12 protein-coding genes and 1 pseudogene are annotated in these 16,883 nt (G+C 40.5%); 3 read left to right on the top strand and 10 right to left on the bottom strand.

Annotation, left to right across the window (positions count from 1 at the left end; all coding sequences use genetic code 11):
- Position 1: 1 nt before the first annotated feature.
- Both mmsA and chvE read right to left on the bottom strand, forming a co-directional pair.
- Complete coding sequence (gene mmsA / locus HMPREF2961_RS11085; protein WP_002315151.1) at positions 2–1,528, bottom strand: multiple monosaccharide ABC transporter ATP-binding protein; 1,527 nt, start codon at positions 1,526–1,528, stop codon at positions 2–4.
- Between the two features lie 53 nt (positions 1,529–1,581).
- On the bottom strand, positions 1,582–2,670 hold the full coding sequence (gene chvE, locus HMPREF2961_RS11080) for a multiple monosaccharide ABC transporter substrate-binding protein (RefSeq protein ID WP_002306852.1): 1,089 nt from the start codon (positions 2,668–2,670) through the stop codon (positions 1,582–1,584).
- Positions 2,671–2,889: 219 nt separating this feature from the next.
- Between chvE and HMPREF2961_RS11075 the strand changes: the two genes are divergently transcribed.
- The 3 genes and pseudogenes from HMPREF2961_RS11075 (at position 2,890) to HMPREF2961_RS11065 (ending at position 6,927) form a co-directional block, all read left to right on the top strand.
- Positions 2,890–3,906, top strand: coding sequence for an ABC transporter substrate-binding protein (locus HMPREF2961_RS11075; RefSeq protein WP_002315152.1), 1,017 nt, complete (start codon positions 2,890–2,892; stop codon positions 3,904–3,906).
- 13 nt (positions 3,907–3,919) lie between these two features.
- Positions 3,920–5,371 carry a sensor histidine kinase gene (locus tag HMPREF2961_RS11070; RefSeq protein ID WP_002315153.1) on the top strand — a complete coding sequence of 484 codons (1,452 nt, stop codon included), beginning with the start codon at positions 3,920–3,922 and terminating at the stop codon, positions 5,369–5,371.
- Positions 5,364–6,927, top strand: a pseudogene (locus HMPREF2961_RS11065) (response regulator). Before HMPREF2961_RS11070 ends, HMPREF2961_RS11065 begins: the two are co-directional and overlap by 8 nt.
- Before the next feature lie 129 nt (positions 6,928–7,056).
- Here the strand turns inward: HMPREF2961_RS11065 and HMPREF2961_RS11060 are convergent.
- The 8 genes from HMPREF2961_RS11060 to purQ form a co-directional block, all read right to left on the bottom strand.
- Entirely contained in the window at positions 7,057–7,971 is a 915-nt protein-coding gene (locus HMPREF2961_RS11060) for an aldo/keto reductase (RefSeq protein ID WP_002288005.1), read from the bottom strand.
- 121 nt (positions 7,972–8,092) lie between these two features.
- A complete protein-coding gene (gene purD, locus HMPREF2961_RS11055; RefSeq protein WP_002292221.1) occupies positions 8,093–9,367 on the bottom strand; it encodes a phosphoribosylamine--glycine ligase in 1,275 nt (424 codons plus the stop codon).
- A gap of 15 nt (positions 9,368–9,382) precedes the next feature.
- A complete protein-coding gene (purH, locus tag HMPREF2961_RS11050; RefSeq protein ID WP_002315156.1) occupies positions 9,383–10,918 on the bottom strand; it encodes a bifunctional phosphoribosylaminoimidazolecarboxamide formyltransferase/IMP cyclohydrolase in 1,536 nt (511 codons plus the stop codon).
- Positions 10,915–11,493 (bottom strand): phosphoribosylglycinamide formyltransferase, encoded by a 579-nt coding sequence (gene purN, locus HMPREF2961_RS11045; protein ID WP_002315157.1) that lies wholly within the window; start codon positions 11,491–11,493, stop codon positions 10,915–10,917. Before purN ends, purH begins: the two co-directional genes overlap by 4 nt.
- Entirely contained in the window at positions 11,490–12,542 is a 1,053-nt protein-coding gene (purM, locus tag HMPREF2961_RS11040; RefSeq protein WP_174128717.1) for a phosphoribosylformylglycinamidine cyclo-ligase, read from the bottom strand. Before purM ends, purN begins: the two co-directional genes overlap by 4 nt.
- Before the next feature lie 22 nt (positions 12,543–12,564).
- A complete protein-coding gene (gene purF, locus HMPREF2961_RS11035; protein ID WP_002309482.1) occupies positions 12,565–14,004 on the bottom strand; it encodes an amidophosphoribosyltransferase in 1,440 nt (479 codons plus the stop codon).
- Positions 13,989–16,211 (bottom strand): phosphoribosylformylglycinamidine synthase subunit PurL, encoded by a 2,223-nt coding sequence (gene purL, locus HMPREF2961_RS11030; protein WP_002315158.1) that lies wholly within the window; start codon positions 16,209–16,211, stop codon positions 13,989–13,991. The genes purF and purL overlap by 16 nt, the downstream gene beginning before the upstream one ends.
- Positions 16,212–16,883, bottom strand: a complete 672-nt coding sequence (gene purQ, locus HMPREF2961_RS11025) for a phosphoribosylformylglycinamidine synthase subunit PurQ (protein WP_002292228.1) — start codon at positions 16,881–16,883, stop codon at positions 16,212–16,214.

The raw sequence follows: 16,883 nt of genomic DNA, 5'->3' as shown, positions 1-16,883 counted from the left end.
CTTAACCCACCTCTTCTTTCGTCATTAATTTCATCAAGACTTCTTGATCTGCCTCTTCTCGCGAGACTTCTCCTGTAATACGTCCTTCGTTCATCGTATAGATTCGATCACACATTCCTAAGATTTCAGGAAGTTCAGAAGAGATAAGACAGACAGCTTTGCCATTTGCTGCCATTTCTTCGATAATCGTGTAGATCTCATATTTTGCCCCAACGTCTATCCCTCGGGTTGGCTCATCTAAAAAAAGAATATCGGGTTGTGTCATCAGCCACTTGGATAAAACGACTTTTTGTTGATTCCCACCACTAAGACTACTGACAATTTGATGGATGGAGTTTGTTTTTATACGCATCTTTTTCCGGAAATTTTCTGCCTCAGTTACTTCTTTTTCTTTATTTAATACTCCTTTTTGACTTATTTTATCCAAACTGCTCAGCGTCACGTTTTCCCGAATATCCATCAGCAGATTCAGTCCTAAAGATTTTCGGTCCTCCGAGACATAAGCGAGTCCGTTTGCAATGGCTGAAGGAACGGTCTTAACTGATATCTCTGCTCCTTCCTTTAATATACGTCCGGATATCTTGCTTCCATAAGAATGTCCAAATAGACTCATAGCGAATTCAGTTCTGCCCGCTCCCATCAGTCCAGCTATTCCTACAATCTCTCCTTTTTTCAAATGCAAGTTGATATGGTCGTTTATGATTCGCTCATGATCAAGAGGGTGATAGACCGTCCAGTCTTCTACTTTAAAATAAACTTCTCCAATATCCGGTTTTCTTTCAGGATAACGATCAACTAAATCTCTGCCCACCATCCCGCGAATAATATGCTCTTCGCTGATCATTTCATTTTCTAGCGTCTCAATCGTCTGTCCATCCCGTAAAATGGTGATTCGATCTGCGATATCCACGATTTCATTCAGCTTATGTGAAATAATGATGGAGGTTACACCTTGCTCTTTCAATTCTCGGATCAATCTCAGCAAATTCGCGCTTTCTTCTTCATTCAATGCAGCGGTAGGCTCATCCAAAATCAACAGACGGACGGATTTTGATAATGCTTTAGCTATTTCAACTAGTTGCTGTTGCCCTACGCCGATCTGGGATACTAGAAGATTCGGGTCGATAGACAAACCGACTTTATTCAGCAATTCATACGTTTTCTTTTCTGTCAATTCCCAATCAATCACGCCTCTTTCTGCTTGTTCATTTCCGAGAAAAATATTCTCTTTTATTGAAAGATAAGGACTTAGTGCTAATTCTTGATGAATGATGACGATGCCTTTTTCTTCACTATCTTTCAAATCTTTGAATTGACACAGCTTTCCATCATAAAAGATTTCCCCGTCATAGGAGCCATACGGATACAAGCCGCTCAAGACATTCATCAATGTTGATTTTCCCGCTCCGTTTTCTCCGCACAATGCATGGATTTCCCCACGTTCAATCATCAGATTCACGCAATCTAACGCTCGGATTCCAGAAAATTTTTTGGTGATATCTGCCATTTTTAAAATACAATCCGCCATAATTCTTATCCTCTCTCTGACTTAGATCTCTTTAGTTCCTTGTTTGGTTCCTCTTAATTTTTCAGATCGGATTCTTTATAATAATCTGTGTCGATCAGCTCTGCTTGATAATTATCTTTATCGACAGATACTGTATTTGCTAAATACGTAGGAACAGTTTTCACCCCATTATCATAAGTTTCAGTATCATTGACCGGAACCTCTTCTCCATCACTGATTGCTTTGATCATTTCAATCGTATTTTTTGCTAAGATACGTGTGTCTTTAAAGATCGTTTGTGTTTGTTCCCCGGCAATGATCGATTTGACGCCAGCAACTGTCGCATCTTGTCCAGTAATCACAGGTAAAGGTTTACTTTCACTCCCATACCCCACGCCTTTTAATGACGAAATGATCCCTAAACTTATTGGGTCATATGGCGACAAAACGGCATCCAATGTTTGGTCAGTATAATTTGCGCTTAACAGATTATCCATCCTTGCTTGCGCCGTAGAACCATCCCAGCGAAGCGTAGCGATTTGACTGAAACTCGTCTGTCCAGATGGCACGACCAACTGACCGTTGTCCATATATGGTTGTAAAACAGACATCACTCCGTTGTAATTAATTAGTGCATTGTTGTCGTCAGGCGAGCCACCAAATAATTCAATCGTGAATGGTCCTTTTCCTTCTTTCAATCCTAAGTGCTCCTCAATATAAGCTGCTTGCGATACACCTACTCCAAAATTATCAAAAGTCGCGTAGTAATCGACATTTTCTGAATTCATCAGTAAACGATCATAGGCAATCACCTTGATATCTGCTTCTTTTGCTTTAGCTAACACATCAGTTAAAGCCGAACCATCGATAGAAGCAATCACAAGTGTATCTACCCCTTTTGTAATCATATTTTCGATTTGTGCTACTTGATTTTCTACTTTATCTTCTCCATATTGAAGATCTGTTTTATAACCCAGTTTTTCTAATTCCGAGACCATGTTGTTCCCATCAGCGATCCATCTTTCTGCTGATTTGGTCGGCATAGCGATTCCTACATACCCCGTACTATCATCTGCAGATCCTGAATTGCCACACGCACTTAATAGAATGCTTGCGGTCAAAATAGCGATACTACCAAGAATCTTTCTAAATTTGTTTTTCATTTTTTATCCCCCATTCCGATTGATACACCGAGTATAGCTAATAAAGAAAGCGTTAACATTGATTTTTTTATGGGATTTACTTTAAATTTTTTAGGTGTACTTTTTTTGTCTTGGATTTTTTTAAGTTTCTTGGATTTTTTTCGATTGATTCCTTTTGACTTTGATTTTCCCTTTTATCTGATAAGATAGTACTAACAAATCCAGATGGAGTGATCTAAAGTGAAACGTGTTTTATTTTTTTTAGCTCTTATTGTAATCGCTTACCAAATGATGGGGTGTACACCTAGTACAAAGGAAGCACCTGACCCACTAGTCGTTGGTTTTTCGCAATCAGGAACGGAGAGTAGCTGGCGGAAAAAGCATACTGAATCAATTATCACTGCGCTTGAAAAAGAAGATTACCAAGTTCTCTACCGAAATGGTTACATGAATCAGGAACGGCAAATCCAAGATATACGGACGTTCATTGCCTATAAAGTAGATATGATCATTTTTACTCCTTTGCAAGAATCCGGGTGGGACTCTGTATTAAAAGAAGCCAAGCGAGCAGGGATCCCTGTCATACTTGTCGACAGACATATTCAAACGAATGATCCCGAGCTTTTCGTCACCCACATCGGTCCCAGTTTCAAAGCAGAAGGAAATCGGGCGGGTTTATTTGTCAGCAATCACTTCACAAATTCAAAGAAACAGGAAATCAGAATCCTAGAACTTGCTGGTTCAGAGAACTCCACACCGACCAAGCTACGCTCCGAAGGATTTTTGGAATCAATCAATCGTAAACCAACCCTAATAAAAGATGGAACCATCGACCATAAACCTCCAATGACTATTGTTCACCGAATTGTCGGTGATTTTATTCGGATGAAAGGAAAAGACCAGATGAAACGATATTTAGAAACAAATGATTTATCCGAAATTGATGTATTATACAGCCATAGTGATGAAATGACTCACGGTGCTTTAGCTGCGATAAAAGAAACATCAATCAAACCTGGAGAAGATTTGATCATTGTAACGATTGATGGACAAGAAGATATGATCGAGAAGCTACGCTTAGGAATCGTCAATTGCGTAGTCGAGTGTAAACCTGATGTCGGCTGGTATGTAGCCAATACCGTTACTCGTTATTTTGGAAATCTTCAAACAGGAAAAACACTACCTAAAGATATTTTTATTTCCGAGACTGTCTTTTCCCAGCAGAATATAGCTAACATCCCAACCAGAAATTATTGACTGGAGAAGTATCATGACCAAAAATTTAAGCATAAAACAGATTTTTGCCCAAGCAAACAAAGCCATGCTTCTATTTGCTGTTATCCCTTTGCTACTGAGCATACTGTTATATTCGCAACAGCTTTTGATTTATCAACAGACGATCGCAAATATCCAAAAAGCAGATGCAATTGCTTTGAAGGTTGATCAAAAAGTTTTGGAAAGTATGTGGGACTTGATTTCTGGCCAAGTAACCGTAGATGAGTTCAATGAGGAAAATATCCTAGAAGAACTTAGGAATGATATTCGAGAGATCAAAAATAATACAAATACACTTAAAGAAATTAGTACGTTAGATGTATCGTTACGTACGATCGATACATTGGAAGATTATCAAGCTGAGCTCATTCATCATATCTTGGCAGAAGATTTTATGGATACCAATGAACAGATCATCAATCAGGTCGATTCTGTCACTCAACTACTGTCAGATATTTTACAGGATTTTGTTCGTGTGGAAATCGACTTAGCAAGTCAAAAAAATACGACGCTTGTCCGCTCGCTCATTTTATTAACGATAGTCGAATTGGGGGTTCTTAGTACTATTTTTTTCTATGCGAAAAAGAATCGCCGCTTTTTAGAGCAGAAGGTCCAAGAGCCGATCAATCAGCTGATCACAATGTCCGAACAGCTTTCTTCAGGAAATCTTGGATTTCGTTTAAACATGCCAGAAACACAAGAACTACAGACACTTACCGCTAGTATGAACAAAATGGCGGAAGATCTAAACCAGTCTTTACGGGAGAACGCTTTGAAACAATACCATTTAGCACAAAGTGAAGTTCGTGTATTGCAAGCTCAGATCACTCCTCATTTTATTTATAACAGTTTGGATGCCATCATTTCTTTGATCGAACAAGACTGCTTTGAAGAAGCTCTGACTATGACCCATGCACTTTCCGGCTTTTTTCGTACGTCTTTAAGCAAAGGACAAGACTGGATTCCTCTTGAAAAAGAAATCAGCCATATCAATGATTATCTGGTCATTTTAAAAATAAGATACGGACATATGCTTGACTATAAGATTGATATACCAGAAACACTTTTTCCTGTTTCTATTTTAAAGATGATCTTGCAACCATTGATCGAAAATGCTGTGTACCATGGAACAAAGTACGTTCGTCACAAAGGATTTATTCGTATTACTGCATGCAAAATCGACGAAATGATCCAATTCAAAGTCATAGACAACGGTATTGGCATTCCTGTAGAAAAACTAACAGAAATACGTAAAGAGTTAGCCAAAGGGATCGATTCAGATTTCAGTATCGGCTATGGGCTTTACAACGTAAACAAGCGTCTCCTTCTCTATTACGGAAATAATCAAAAACCTATCACGATTGACAGCAAATACCGAGAAGGGACAACTGTCACACTGACGATTCCTATATCTCCCAAAACAATTGGAGGAAACAAACATGTATAAAGTTTTTATCATCGAAGACGAATACCTCATTCGCAATAACTTGCGGGAACAAATAACTGCCCTTGGTTCTTATTATCCAATCACTTATGTCGGGGAAGCTGGAGATGGTGAGATGGCACTGTCTTCGATTATCGACTTACAGCCCGATATCATTCTGACTGATATCCAAATGCCATTCATGGACGGTTTGACTTTTTCAAAAGAAGCAAGGAAACTGCTTCCTTGGACTCGCCTCATATTTATTAGCGGATTCGACGATTTCGATTATATGAAAGGAGCAATCCAAGTACAGGCAGATGATTATCTACTTAAACCAATTAAAAGCAACGAATTGAAACAAGCAATAGAAAAAGCAGTGACTGCGTTAGACTTGCAGCAAAAAGAACGCACCCTTCTTCTGATCTTGTTTTCGAATTGAAAAAAATCATTTCTTGAACGGTTTGTTCAAAGGCTCACTTACGATCAGTGAAACATTGAAACTTGCTGAATCTTTCAATCGCTCTTTAGCAGGGAAAAAAATGACCGTATTATTAGCAGCAAACCAAGTCAGTACAGACTTTGAAGATTACGCTCATCTCAGTGATTATTTGAAGTTTTTATTTAGGGAGAATCAACAAGTGATTTTTTCTGCTGTTTCCTCTCGATTCATCAAATTTTTAATAGTTGATCCTCTTGAAGAAAATGTGATTGAGACCAGTTATCAGGTAGCCCAAACGTTGGTCCATGAATTAGAAAAGGGACAAAAAAATAATTTTTCAGTCGCCATCGGTCCTGTCGCAGAAAGAATCAGCGAATTACCTGCATCTTTTGAGATCACGCAGATGATACTTGAAACTGCCAGTTCCCTTAAAGATCAAATTATCAGCTATGAGGATTTGATTAAAGAAGCAAAACTTCCAGTTGATTCTGTCTTTTACTTTGATCTCTCACTTGATTTGTCTTCATTATCGAAAAACGAAGTATCTAAGTACATCGAACACTTGACGAAACCACAAGGCACACCAATCCGAACACGATTATATCGTTTATTTGTCTTGACTAAGCTACTCCAGCATGTCCGCCTGAAAGAAAAGGAAATCCCGCAAGAAATGGTTCATTGCACATCCACTAGCCAACGCTTAGCAATCAGCGCCGACGACTCGCTTTACCGTTCGACTGTTTATATGTTCATTTCTTTCTTAACTGCTCTGCCCTCACAGCCTTCAAGGAACAAATATCAGCCAATTTTGAACCATGCATTGGATTTTATCAAAGAAAATTTTACCGATCCAGATATGTCCTTAACTTGGGTCGCTCAACAAGTTGCATTAAGCCCCTCTCATTTCAGTACGATTTTTTCTCAATCGTTTAACCAAACATTCATCGATTATCTGACAGAACAAAGAATCGAATTAGCAAAAAAATTATTGCAGCAATCAGACTATCGTATCTCAGATATTGCTTTTGAGATTGGTTATAATGACCCTAACTATTTCAGTTATTTATTTAAGAAAAAACAAGGGATTTCCCCAAAAGAATATCGGACACAGCTTTTCCTTGAAAACAAAAATAAATAATAAATAAAATCCGTATAGCGATACTCTTTCCCGTTGGCAATAAAAAAAAGGCGGAATATCTCGAAGCTGAAAATAGCTTTCAAGATATTCCACCTTTTTAATTGATCGCACCGTTGCTTATGACAACTTTTAAGGTAAAATGTTTCCAGCAGCACGGTACAATTCGTACCAATCTTCCCGAGACATATTAATTTCTGATGCTTGAGCGATTTCCTTGATTCGCCCTACGTTCATCGTACCGGCGATTACTTGCATATTGGCTGGATGGCGCAAAATCCAAGCAGAAGCCAAGCCAGTTGGTGTCGTTTGATATTTAGCTGCGAGTTCTTCTAATGTTTGGTTTAATTCAGGGAATTTTTCGTTCCCGATAAATACACCTTCAAAAAATCCATACTGGTATGGCGACCACGCTTGGATCGTCATATCATGCAGACGGGAATAATCAAGTACACTACCATCATGGTCGATACTTGCTTCATCTGTCATATTGACATGAATTCCTTGATCGATCATTCCAGTATGTTTCAAGCCAAATTGCAGCTGATTAGCTACTAATGGTTGACGAACATATTTTTTCAGCAATTCGATTTGCATTGGTTTTTGATTGCTGACACCAAAATAACGGACTTTACCTGATCGTTCCAATTCATCAAACGCTTCAGCTACCTCTTCTGGTTCCACCAATGTATCTGGACGATGAAGAAGTAAAGCATCCACATAATCCATTTTCAGACGGGTCAAACTTTTTTCCACAGATTCAATGATATGTTTTTTAGAAAAATCAAACATCACACCTGGAACGATTCCACATTTTGTTTGAATAAAAAGATCTTCTCGTTTGATTGATGTTTTTGCTAGAGCATCTGCAAAGATTTCTTCACATTCACCGTTCCCATAAATATCTGCATGGTCAAAAAAATCAATGCCGTTTTCATAAGCTGTCTCAATCACTTTTACTGGATCTTCCGCATTGTTGATACGCATACAGCCTAAGATCACTGCAGCTGCTTTCTGATCAGAAGTACCTAATTGAATTTTTTTCATCTGAACTCCTCCTTATTTATATACACAACAAAAGTGTACCACACTCTTTATGAAAAGGCTTCACTAAAATCGGCGCTTCCGACTATATTTGTTGTATTTTTTATAAATGGAAGCAGCTGATTTACTTCACGACCAGTTCGCTATTGGCAGCTTTTTCTCCAATATCTGTACGATAAAATGTTCCATCTGTCGTTTTATCCATTAACGCGGTGTAGATTTTTTCCTGTGCTTCTTTGATCGTCTCACCGTATGCTTCTACTAGATAAAGGCGTCCTCCTGTTCCAACTAGTTTGCCGTTATTTGAGGAAACTCCAGCATAGTAAACAGAAAGCTCTTCTTCCAGAAAATCTGGTAGAACCATTCCTGTCTCATATTCTTCGGGGTAACCGGCAGCTGCCACCACAACGCCTACATTGTATCCTTCTTGCTGCCACTTTAACTCTACTGCACGATTCTCTAATAAATCATCGATTACTTGTGCAAAGTCACTCTTCAACCGAGAAAGAACGACTTGCGTTTCAGGATCACCGAAACGCGCATTGAATTCGATCACTTTTGGTCCTTCCTTCGTAGCAATCAAACCCGCATATAAAACACCCGTGAAAGAGCGTCCTAGTTCTTTCATTCCCAAAGCCGCTGGTTTTAAAACTTCTTCCACAGCTTTTTCAATCATCTTTTTTGGAATTTGCGGTACTGGTGAATAAGCACCCATCCCGCCTGTATTTGGCCCTTTATCGTTATCGAATGCCCGCTTATGATCTTGCGAAATGACCATCGGATACACCTTGGTATCACGGACAAACGCCAAAAGGGAGAATTCTTCTCCTGCCAAAAACTCTTCTACGACGATTTTTTTGCTGCTGTTCCCAAATCGATGCTGGTTCAACATTTGTTCTGCCGCATCCAGCGCTTCTTTCACTGTTGTAGCCACGACTACACCTTTTCCAGCTGCTAAGCCATCCGCTTTCACTACGATTGGCGCACCGTTTTCTTTGATATACGCTGCTGCTTTTTCGTAACATTCAAAACTTCTGGATTTAGCTGTCGGGATCTGATACGTCTCCATCAATTGTTTAGCAAAACTTTTCGAACCTTCGATCAGAGCTGCTGCTTTTGTCGGACCGAAGATTTTCAATCCTTCCGCCATAAAATCATCGACGATCCCATTTAATAAAGGAACTTCAGGACCAACGATACTCCAATCAATCGCCTCATTCTTAACAAAATGAATTAATGCTGAATGATCTTGTTCACTGATAGCGACACAATTGATGCCATCCTTTGTCATTCCAGGATTTCCTGGCGCACAATACACAGTATCCACCTTCGGACTGTCTAAAAGTTTTTTACTTATTGCATGTTCACGACCACCTGCACCGATCACCAAAATGTTCATTTATCCGACTCCTCTCTAATGTCTAAAATGCCGAACATCAGTAAAGACCATTGCTAGATCGTATTTATTCGCCATATCAATAGAATCTTGGTCTTTGATACTTCCACCTGGCTGAATGATTGCTTTTATACCATGTTTGGCTGCATATTCAACTGAATCATCCATTGGGAAATAAGCATCGCTAGCTAAAACTGCACCTTCCATTTTCTCTTGCGCTTGTTCAATCGCAATTTTTACTGAACCGACTCGATTCATCTGCCCGGCTCCGATTCCTACTGTCTGACGTTCGTTTGCCAGCACGATCGCATTAGATTTCACATGTTTGACAGCTTTCCAAGCAAACGCTAATGCTTTTGCTTCTGCTGGAGTCGGCTTACGTTTTGTCACGACTTTCCATTCTTCTTCGTTTTCCATTGCCAGATCTTGATCTTGTACAAGAAGTCCACCTAAGACTGAGACCGTTTCTTCTCGATTTTGATTTTCTTCTTGCACAAAGTCTACTGTCAGTAATCGGATGTTTTTCTTTTTTTGCAGTAATTCCAAAGCTTCTTGTGTATAAGAAGGGGCAATGATGATTTCTAGAAACAGCTTATGCATCTGTTCTGCTGTTGGCAGATCTACTTCTCGATTCAAAACGATGATCCCACCAAAGATTGAAACAGGATCTGCTTCATATGCTGCTTCCCACGCTTCTAAAATCGTAGATGCTGTCCCAATACCACAAGGATTCATGTGTTTCAAGGCGACTACCGTTGGTTCGTCATATTCCTTCATGATCCGTAACGCAGCATCTGCATCTCGGATATTATTATAAGAAAGTTCTTTCCCATGGAGTTGTTTTGCTGCTGCAATCGAATATTTTTCCAAAAGAGCGGACTGATAAAAGGCAGCGGCTTGATGGCTATTTTCACCGTAACGAAGCGTTTGTTTTCGTTCATACGTAAGTGTCAATTTTTCCGGTTCTTTTTCTTCCACCCAATCCGTCAAGTATTGAGCGATCAGTGCATCATATGCAGCAGTATGACGAAAGACTTTTGCCGCTAGTTTTTGTCTGAAAGAAAGTGAAGTATGCCCATACTGACGTAATTCTGAAAGTACTTCTTCATAGTCAGATGGATCAACAACAGCGGTGACAAATTCATGGTTTTTTGCTGCACTACGGAGCATACTAGGACCACCGATATCAATGTTTTCAATAGCTTCTGCTATTTCGACATCTGGTTTCATAATCGTTTCTTTGAAAGGATATAAATTGACACAAACAAAGTCGATTGGTTGGATATTTTCCGTTTCCATTGCCTCCATATGGCTAGGGAGATCGCGTCTTCCTAAAAGACCACCATGGATTTTAGGATGCAGTGTTTTGACACGGCCATCCATCATTTCAGGAAACCCTGTCACTTCTTCGATCGAAAGCGTTTTGATCCCAGCTTGATCCAACGCATGCTTTGTTCCTCCTGTTGAAATGATTTCTACTCCTTGTTCAACCAAACCTTGGGCAAATGCTACAATCCCAGTTTTATCTGATACACTGATCAATGCTCTTGTCATTTCAGATAGCCTCCATTTTCAATAATTTCACTAATCACTTCTGGATAGATCCGATGCTCTACTCTATGGATTTTTTCTTCTAAAGAATCGAACGTGTCCTCCTGTTCGATCCTCACTTTTTCCTGCCGGATGATTGGTCCAGTATCTACACCTTGGTCGATATAATGGATTGTGACACCCGTTTCTTTTACTCCAGCTTCAAATGCATCACGAATGCCATGCAAACCAGGGAATGCAGGTAAAAGAGATGGATGGATATTGATGATTCTTTTATCATAATTTTCCAGCAATACTGGTCCAATGATTCGCATGTATCCAGCTAATACGATCAAATCGATCTTTTTTTCTTTCAATTTATACAAAATCGCTTCTTCATACTCTTTTTTGGAGTCAAATTCTTTAGGCGAAAAACAATCTGCCGGTACATCCAATGCGACTGCACGTTTCAAAACATATGCTGCAGGCTGATCACAAAACAACCAGTCAATCGAAGCTTCCATTCCTTTTTTCGATAGATAATCGGCTAGCGCTTGAAAGTTGCTTCCGTTTCCAGAAGCAAAAACAGCGATCCTCATCGTTCTTCTCCTGTAAACACCACACGATGTTTTTCTTTGGCGATCACTTTCCCGATTTCATAAACTTTTTCGCCAGCTTGCTCAATCTCGTGCACGATTTCTTTTACTTTTGCTTCCTCGACTGCTAAGACCATACCGATGCCCATATTGAATATTTCGTACATCTCCATCATAGGAATCTCACCATATTTTTGTACACAGCCGAAGATCGGAAGGATCGGCCACGTGCCAAGTTTGATTTCAGCAGCCATAGATTCTGGCAACATTCGCGGGATATTTTCTACAAACCCTCCACCGGTGATATGTGCAGCTCCTTTGATTTTCTTTTCTTTGATCAGCGGAAGCAAGGCAGAAACATAGATTTTCGTTGGTTCAAGTAATACTTCGCCAAGTGTTTTTTTCAATTCTGGCAGGTTTGATGATAAAGAAAACTGCTGCTGCTCAAAGAAAATTTTGCGAACAAGAGAGTACCCATTTGAATGGATTCCGCTAGATGCTATTCCAAGCAACACGTCTCCTGGGTTGATTGTTTCTCCTGTCAATAATTGAGATTTTTCAGCTATCCCTACAGCAAATCCGGCTAGATCATAATCATTTCCTGAGTACATACCGGGCATTTCAGCTGTCTCGCCGCCGATCAGTGCCATATTTCCTTGAACACACCCATCTGCTACACCTTTTACTACATTTTCTAAACGTGTCGGATCATTTTTCCCCGTTGCTAAGTAATCTAAAAAATACAACGGCTCTGCCCCTTGTGCTAAGATATCATTGACACACATCGCTACGCAGTCGATTCCGATCGTGTCGTGTTTGTCTGCTTCGATTGCTACTGCTAATTTCGTCCCTACACCATCGGTCCCCGAAACAAGGACTGGCTCTTTTAATTGAAAGACCGATAAATCGAAACAGCCGCCGAATCCTCCTATAGCGCCCATCACGCCTAATCGTTCCGTTTTTCTGACATGCTTCTTGATCCGTTCTACTACTTCATATCCAGCTTCGACATCTACGCCAGCTTTTGCGTATGCATTTGCCATTGGCTTCATATGCTCCCTTCTTGATCTGCTTTTAAAAGAACGATACTTTTTCTTTTAGTGATTCCTGATATTTTTCTTCATAGTCATATAACGGCGTCGGATAATCTCCGTTGAAATAAGCCATACACAATCCTGAATACGGAGCATCTTTTTCCAGACCAATCGATTCGATCAGACCCTCTTCACTTAAAAAACCTAAAGAATCTGCACCGATACATTCTTTGATTTCATCAATCGTGTGATTGGCCGCAATGAGTTCTTTACGCGTTTGAATATCAATCCCATAAAAACACGGATATTTCAAAGGAGGAGAAGCAATCCTCACATGTACTTCTTTTGCTCCTGCTTCTTTCAAAAGATGGACGATCCGTCTGCTTGTCGTGCCCCGAACGATCGAATCATCAACCATGATCACCTTTTTCCCTTCCACTACCCCGCGTACAGCAGATAATTTCATTCGGACGCCTTGCTCTCTTAGTTCTGGCGTCGGCTGGATAAATGTTCGGGCAATGTATTGATTTTTTACTAATCCAATTTCGTAAGGGATACCGCTAGCTTCTGCATAACCGCTTGCGGCTGACAAAGAAGAATTAGGTACACCAACGACCATATCTGCTTTTACTGGCGATTCTTTCGCTAAATTCCGTCCCATGTTTTTCCGTGCAGTATGCACATTGATCCCTGCGATATTTGAATCCGGTCTGGCAAAATAGATATATTCCATCGAACAAATAGAAAGCTGCGTGTCCTTCGTAAAGCAATCAATCTGGATTCCTTCGTCATTGATGATCACTATCTCACCAGGCTGGACATCTCTTATAAAACGTGCCCCAATAACTTCTAATGCACAAGTTTCCGAGGCAATCACGTATGCTCCGTTTTTCATTTGTCCGATTGCTAATGGACGAAAACCATTCGGGTCCAAAGCGGCAATCATTGCCGTTTCTGTCATTAATAAATAGGCAAAGCCACCTTTGACTTCATTTAAAGCACTTTTCAATTTATTTAAAAAATCTGTTTCTTCACTTCGTCGGATCAAATGCATCAATATCTCCGTATCGGAGTTGGAATGGAAGATCGCCCCATTTTCCTCTAACTCTTTTCTAAGGGAGCGAGCATTGATCAAGTTACCATTATGCGCTAAGCCGATCGACTGATCATGAAATTTGAATAGAAAAGGCTGAATATTGTCCACACTTCCATTGCCTGCTGTTGCATAACGTACATGTCCGATTGCAGCTTCTCCTGTTAACTGCTGCAATTTTCTTTGATCTTTGAATACCTCAGAAAGTAGACCCAGATCTCGATGACCCATGAGTTTTCCTCGATCATTGGACACGATACCCGCACCTTCTTGTCCTCGATGCTGAAGACTATGGAGCCCGAAGTATGCCACACTAGCGGCGTCTGGATGACCCCAAACACCGAAGATCCCGCATTCTTCATTTAAACTCTTCACTTCATAAGACATACGATTGCATCCTCCCAGCACTTTCTTGCTACTGCTGTTTCTATTTTGATTTGACCGTCAGTTGCTGAAATTTCGATTATCGCTTCATCCGTCACCTTACCTGCTAAAACAGCAGCATCTCCCATCATTTCTTCGAATCGTGTCTGGTTTTCCGGTGCAACTGTCAATACAAATCTTGATTGAGTTTCTGCAAACAATTGAGCAGAGGGCAAGCCAAACTGCACAGATAAACCTAACTGATATTTGAAAGCTGATTCTGCCAGTGCAATTGCCAAGCCACCTTCTGAACAGTCATGGGCACTTTCGATCAATCCGTTTTGGATGGCTGTCAATACTAACTCCTGGTTTTTCTTTTCAACGGCTAGATCAAAGTTTCGAATCACCCCTTCGATTCTTCCAAGCTGCATCTTTTGTAATTCACTGCCATCAAAATCTGCAAACGTCTTGCCTAATATATAGATTAGATCCCCTGATTTTTTGAATTCCTGAGTAGTGATATGTTCATGATCCTCGATCAATCCGACCATACCGATCATCGGTGTTGGATAGATTGCTTGACCGTCCGTTTCATTATATAAAGAGACATTTCCTGAAATAACAGGAGTTCCTAACGTTTCACACGCAGCAGCAATGCCGTCAGCTGAAGTCGATAATTCCCAAAAAACTTCTGGTTTATCAGGAGAACCATAGTTCAGGCAGTCGGTGATCGCCAAGGGTCTGCCACCGCTAGCAATGATATTTCTAGCTGCTTCTGCCACTGCTATTTGTCCTCCGACTTTTGGATCCAAATAGAGATAACGAGCGTTGCAGTCTGTGGTCATCGCTAATGCTTTGTTCGTCCCTCTGACTCTTATCACAGCCGCATCGCTTCCTGGACAGACAACTGTATTGGTTTGTACTTGTGAATCATAAGTTTCGTAGATTGAACGTTTCGAAGCAATCGTCGGTTGTTGCAGCAGATCAAGCAATACTTGTCCAGGTTCTTCAATAACCGGCTGATAAGGAGCCAACCGCTGAAAATCTGCGATTCGAGCTGGTTCTTTCATCTCTTTATGATAGACTGGCGCATCTTCAGCCAGCGCATCGACTGGCAGATTCGCTACTTCTTTCCTTTGATGATATAGACGATATTGCCCGTCGTCTGTTACTTTACCGATAGTGACTGCATCTAGATCATACTTCTGAAATAGTTCTTGGATTTTTTCCTCCTCTCCTGATTTGACACAAATCAACATCCGTTCTTGTGATTCGGATAGCATCATTTCATAAGGCGTCATTCCAGTTTCTCTTTGTGGGACTTCGTCTAATGTCAATATAAGTCCTGAACCAGCTTTTGAAGCCATTTCCGCACTAGATGAAACAAGTCCTGCTGCTCCCATATCCTGTATACCTACTAGAGAATCCGAATGATGCAAGATTAATTCCAAACACGCTTCAAGCAGCAGCTTTTCCATAAAAGGATCGCCTACTTGTACAGCAGAACGTTGCTGTTCTTCTTCTTGGCTAAATTCTTCTGAGGCAAAAGTTGCGCCGTGGATGCCGTCGCGACCTGTTTTTGCTCCTACATACATGATCGAATTGCCGACACCAGCGGCTTGCCCTTTCTGGATATCTTTGTGTTCAATCAAACCTACACACATTGCATTGACTAATGGATTTCCTTCATAACAAGGATCAAATGCAATTTCGCCACCTACAGTCGGTATACCGATACAATTGCCGTATCCGCCGATACCTGCAACTACTTCTTCTAGTAAATATTTTGTTCTTGGATTATCTAATTCGCCGAATCTCAATGAATCTAGCAGCGCAATTGGACGAGCCCCCATGCTGAAAATATCTCTGATGATTCCGCCAACTCCTGTCGCAGCTCCTTCATAAGGCTCCACGGCTGAGGGATGGTTGTGACTTTCTGCTTTGAAGACAACTGCTAGTCCATCACCGATGTCGACGATACCTGCGCCTTCTCCAGGGCCTTGCAAGACATGAGGTCCACTAGTAGGAAATTTGCGTAGAACCGGTTTAGAATTTTTATAGGAACAATGTTCGCTCCACATAACAGAAAACAGTCCAGTTTCCGTATAATTAGGCATTCTTCCTAAGACATCTTCTTCGATCATTCGATATTCTTCATCAGTCAATCCCCATTCGGCATAGATTCTTTTTTTCTTGATCTCTTCAGCTGTCGGTTCATTCAATGTTTTCATCTATACGGTCACCTTTCCGAAGTTTTTTAAAATGGAAGCAAAGAACCGTTTCCCATCTTCTGATCCTAGCAAGTCTTCTACTGCACGTTCTGGATGAGGCATCATTCCTAACACATTCCCCGCTTTATTCGTAATCCCTGCAATGTTTTCCACGCTGCCGTTGATGTTGTCATTATAAGTAAAGACGATCTGATTATTTTCCTTCAGCTCTTCAAGTGTTTCTTCGTCACAGAAATAATTTCCTTCCCCGTGAGCAACTGGAAGAGAGATTATTTCATCTGCTTCATATTCTGAAGTAAAGGCTGTCTTAGGGTTGACTTTCAATGGTACAGTTTTACAAATAAAATGCAAAGACTCATTTCGTCTCAGTACACCTGGCAACAGTCCAGCTTCTGTCAATATCTGGAATCCATTACATGTACCGAATACGGGTTTCCCTTCTTCAGCAAAACGAATCACTTCTTCCATGATTGTAGAAAACCGAGCAATCGCACCGCATCTCAAATAGTCACCATAGGAGAATCCTCCCGGCAGTAAAACCCCATCAAATCCTTCTAAAGAGGACTCATCATGCCGTACAAATTCGGCATCAGCGCCCATGATCTCGCGAACTGCCCATAACATATCTGCGTCACAATTTGAACCTGGAAAAACGATGACCGCAAATTTCAT

Source organism: Enterococcus sp. HMSC076E04 (genome assembly GCF_001814285.1).
Taxonomy (GTDB): Bacteria; Bacillota; Bacilli; order Lactobacillales; family Enterococcaceae; genus Enterococcus_B; species Enterococcus_B lactis.
This window is presented reverse-complemented; position numbering and strand designations above follow the sequence as displayed.

Excerpts from the sequence above, each read along its gene's own strand:
- mmsA (WP_002315151.1), bottom strand. The coding sequence starts at position 1,528 with ATGGCGGATTGTATTTTAAAAATGGCAGATATCACCAAAAAATTTTCT.
- purH (WP_002315156.1), bottom strand. The coding sequence starts at position 10,918 with ATGACAAGAGCATTGATCAGTGTATCAGATAAAACTGGGATTGTAGCA.
- purQ (WP_002292228.1), bottom strand. The coding sequence starts at position 16,883 with ATGAAATTTGCGGTCATCGTTTTTCCAGGTTCAAATTGTGACGCAGAT.
- purL (WP_002315158.1), bottom strand. The coding sequence starts at position 16,211 with ATGAAAACATTGAATGAACCGACAGCTGAAGAGATCAAGAAAAAAAGA.
- purD (WP_002292221.1), bottom strand. The coding sequence starts at position 9,367 with ATGAACATTTTGGTGATCGGTGCAGGTGGTCGTGAACATGCAATAAGT.
- purF (WP_002309482.1), bottom strand. The coding sequence starts at position 14,004 with ATGTCTTATGAAGTGAAGAGTTTAAATGAAGAATGCGGGATCTTCGGT.
- HMPREF2961_RS11070 (WP_002315153.1), top strand. The coding sequence starts at position 3,920 with ATGACCAAAAATTTAAGCATAAAACAGATTTTTGCCCAAGCAAACAAA.
- purN (WP_002315157.1), bottom strand. The coding sequence starts at position 11,493 with ATGAGGATCGCTGTTTTTGCTTCTGGAAACGGAAGCAACTTTCAAGCG.
- purM (WP_174128717.1), bottom strand. The coding sequence starts at position 12,542 with ATGAAGCCAATGGCAAATGCATACGCAAAAGCTGGCGTAGATGTCGAA.
- HMPREF2961_RS11060 (WP_002288005.1), bottom strand. The coding sequence starts at position 7,971 with ATGAAAAAAATTCAATTAGGTACTTCTGATCAGAAAGCAGCTGCAGTG.
- chvE (WP_002306852.1), bottom strand. The coding sequence starts at position 2,670 with ATGAAAAACAAATTTAGAAAGATTCTTGGTAGTATCGCTATTTTGACC.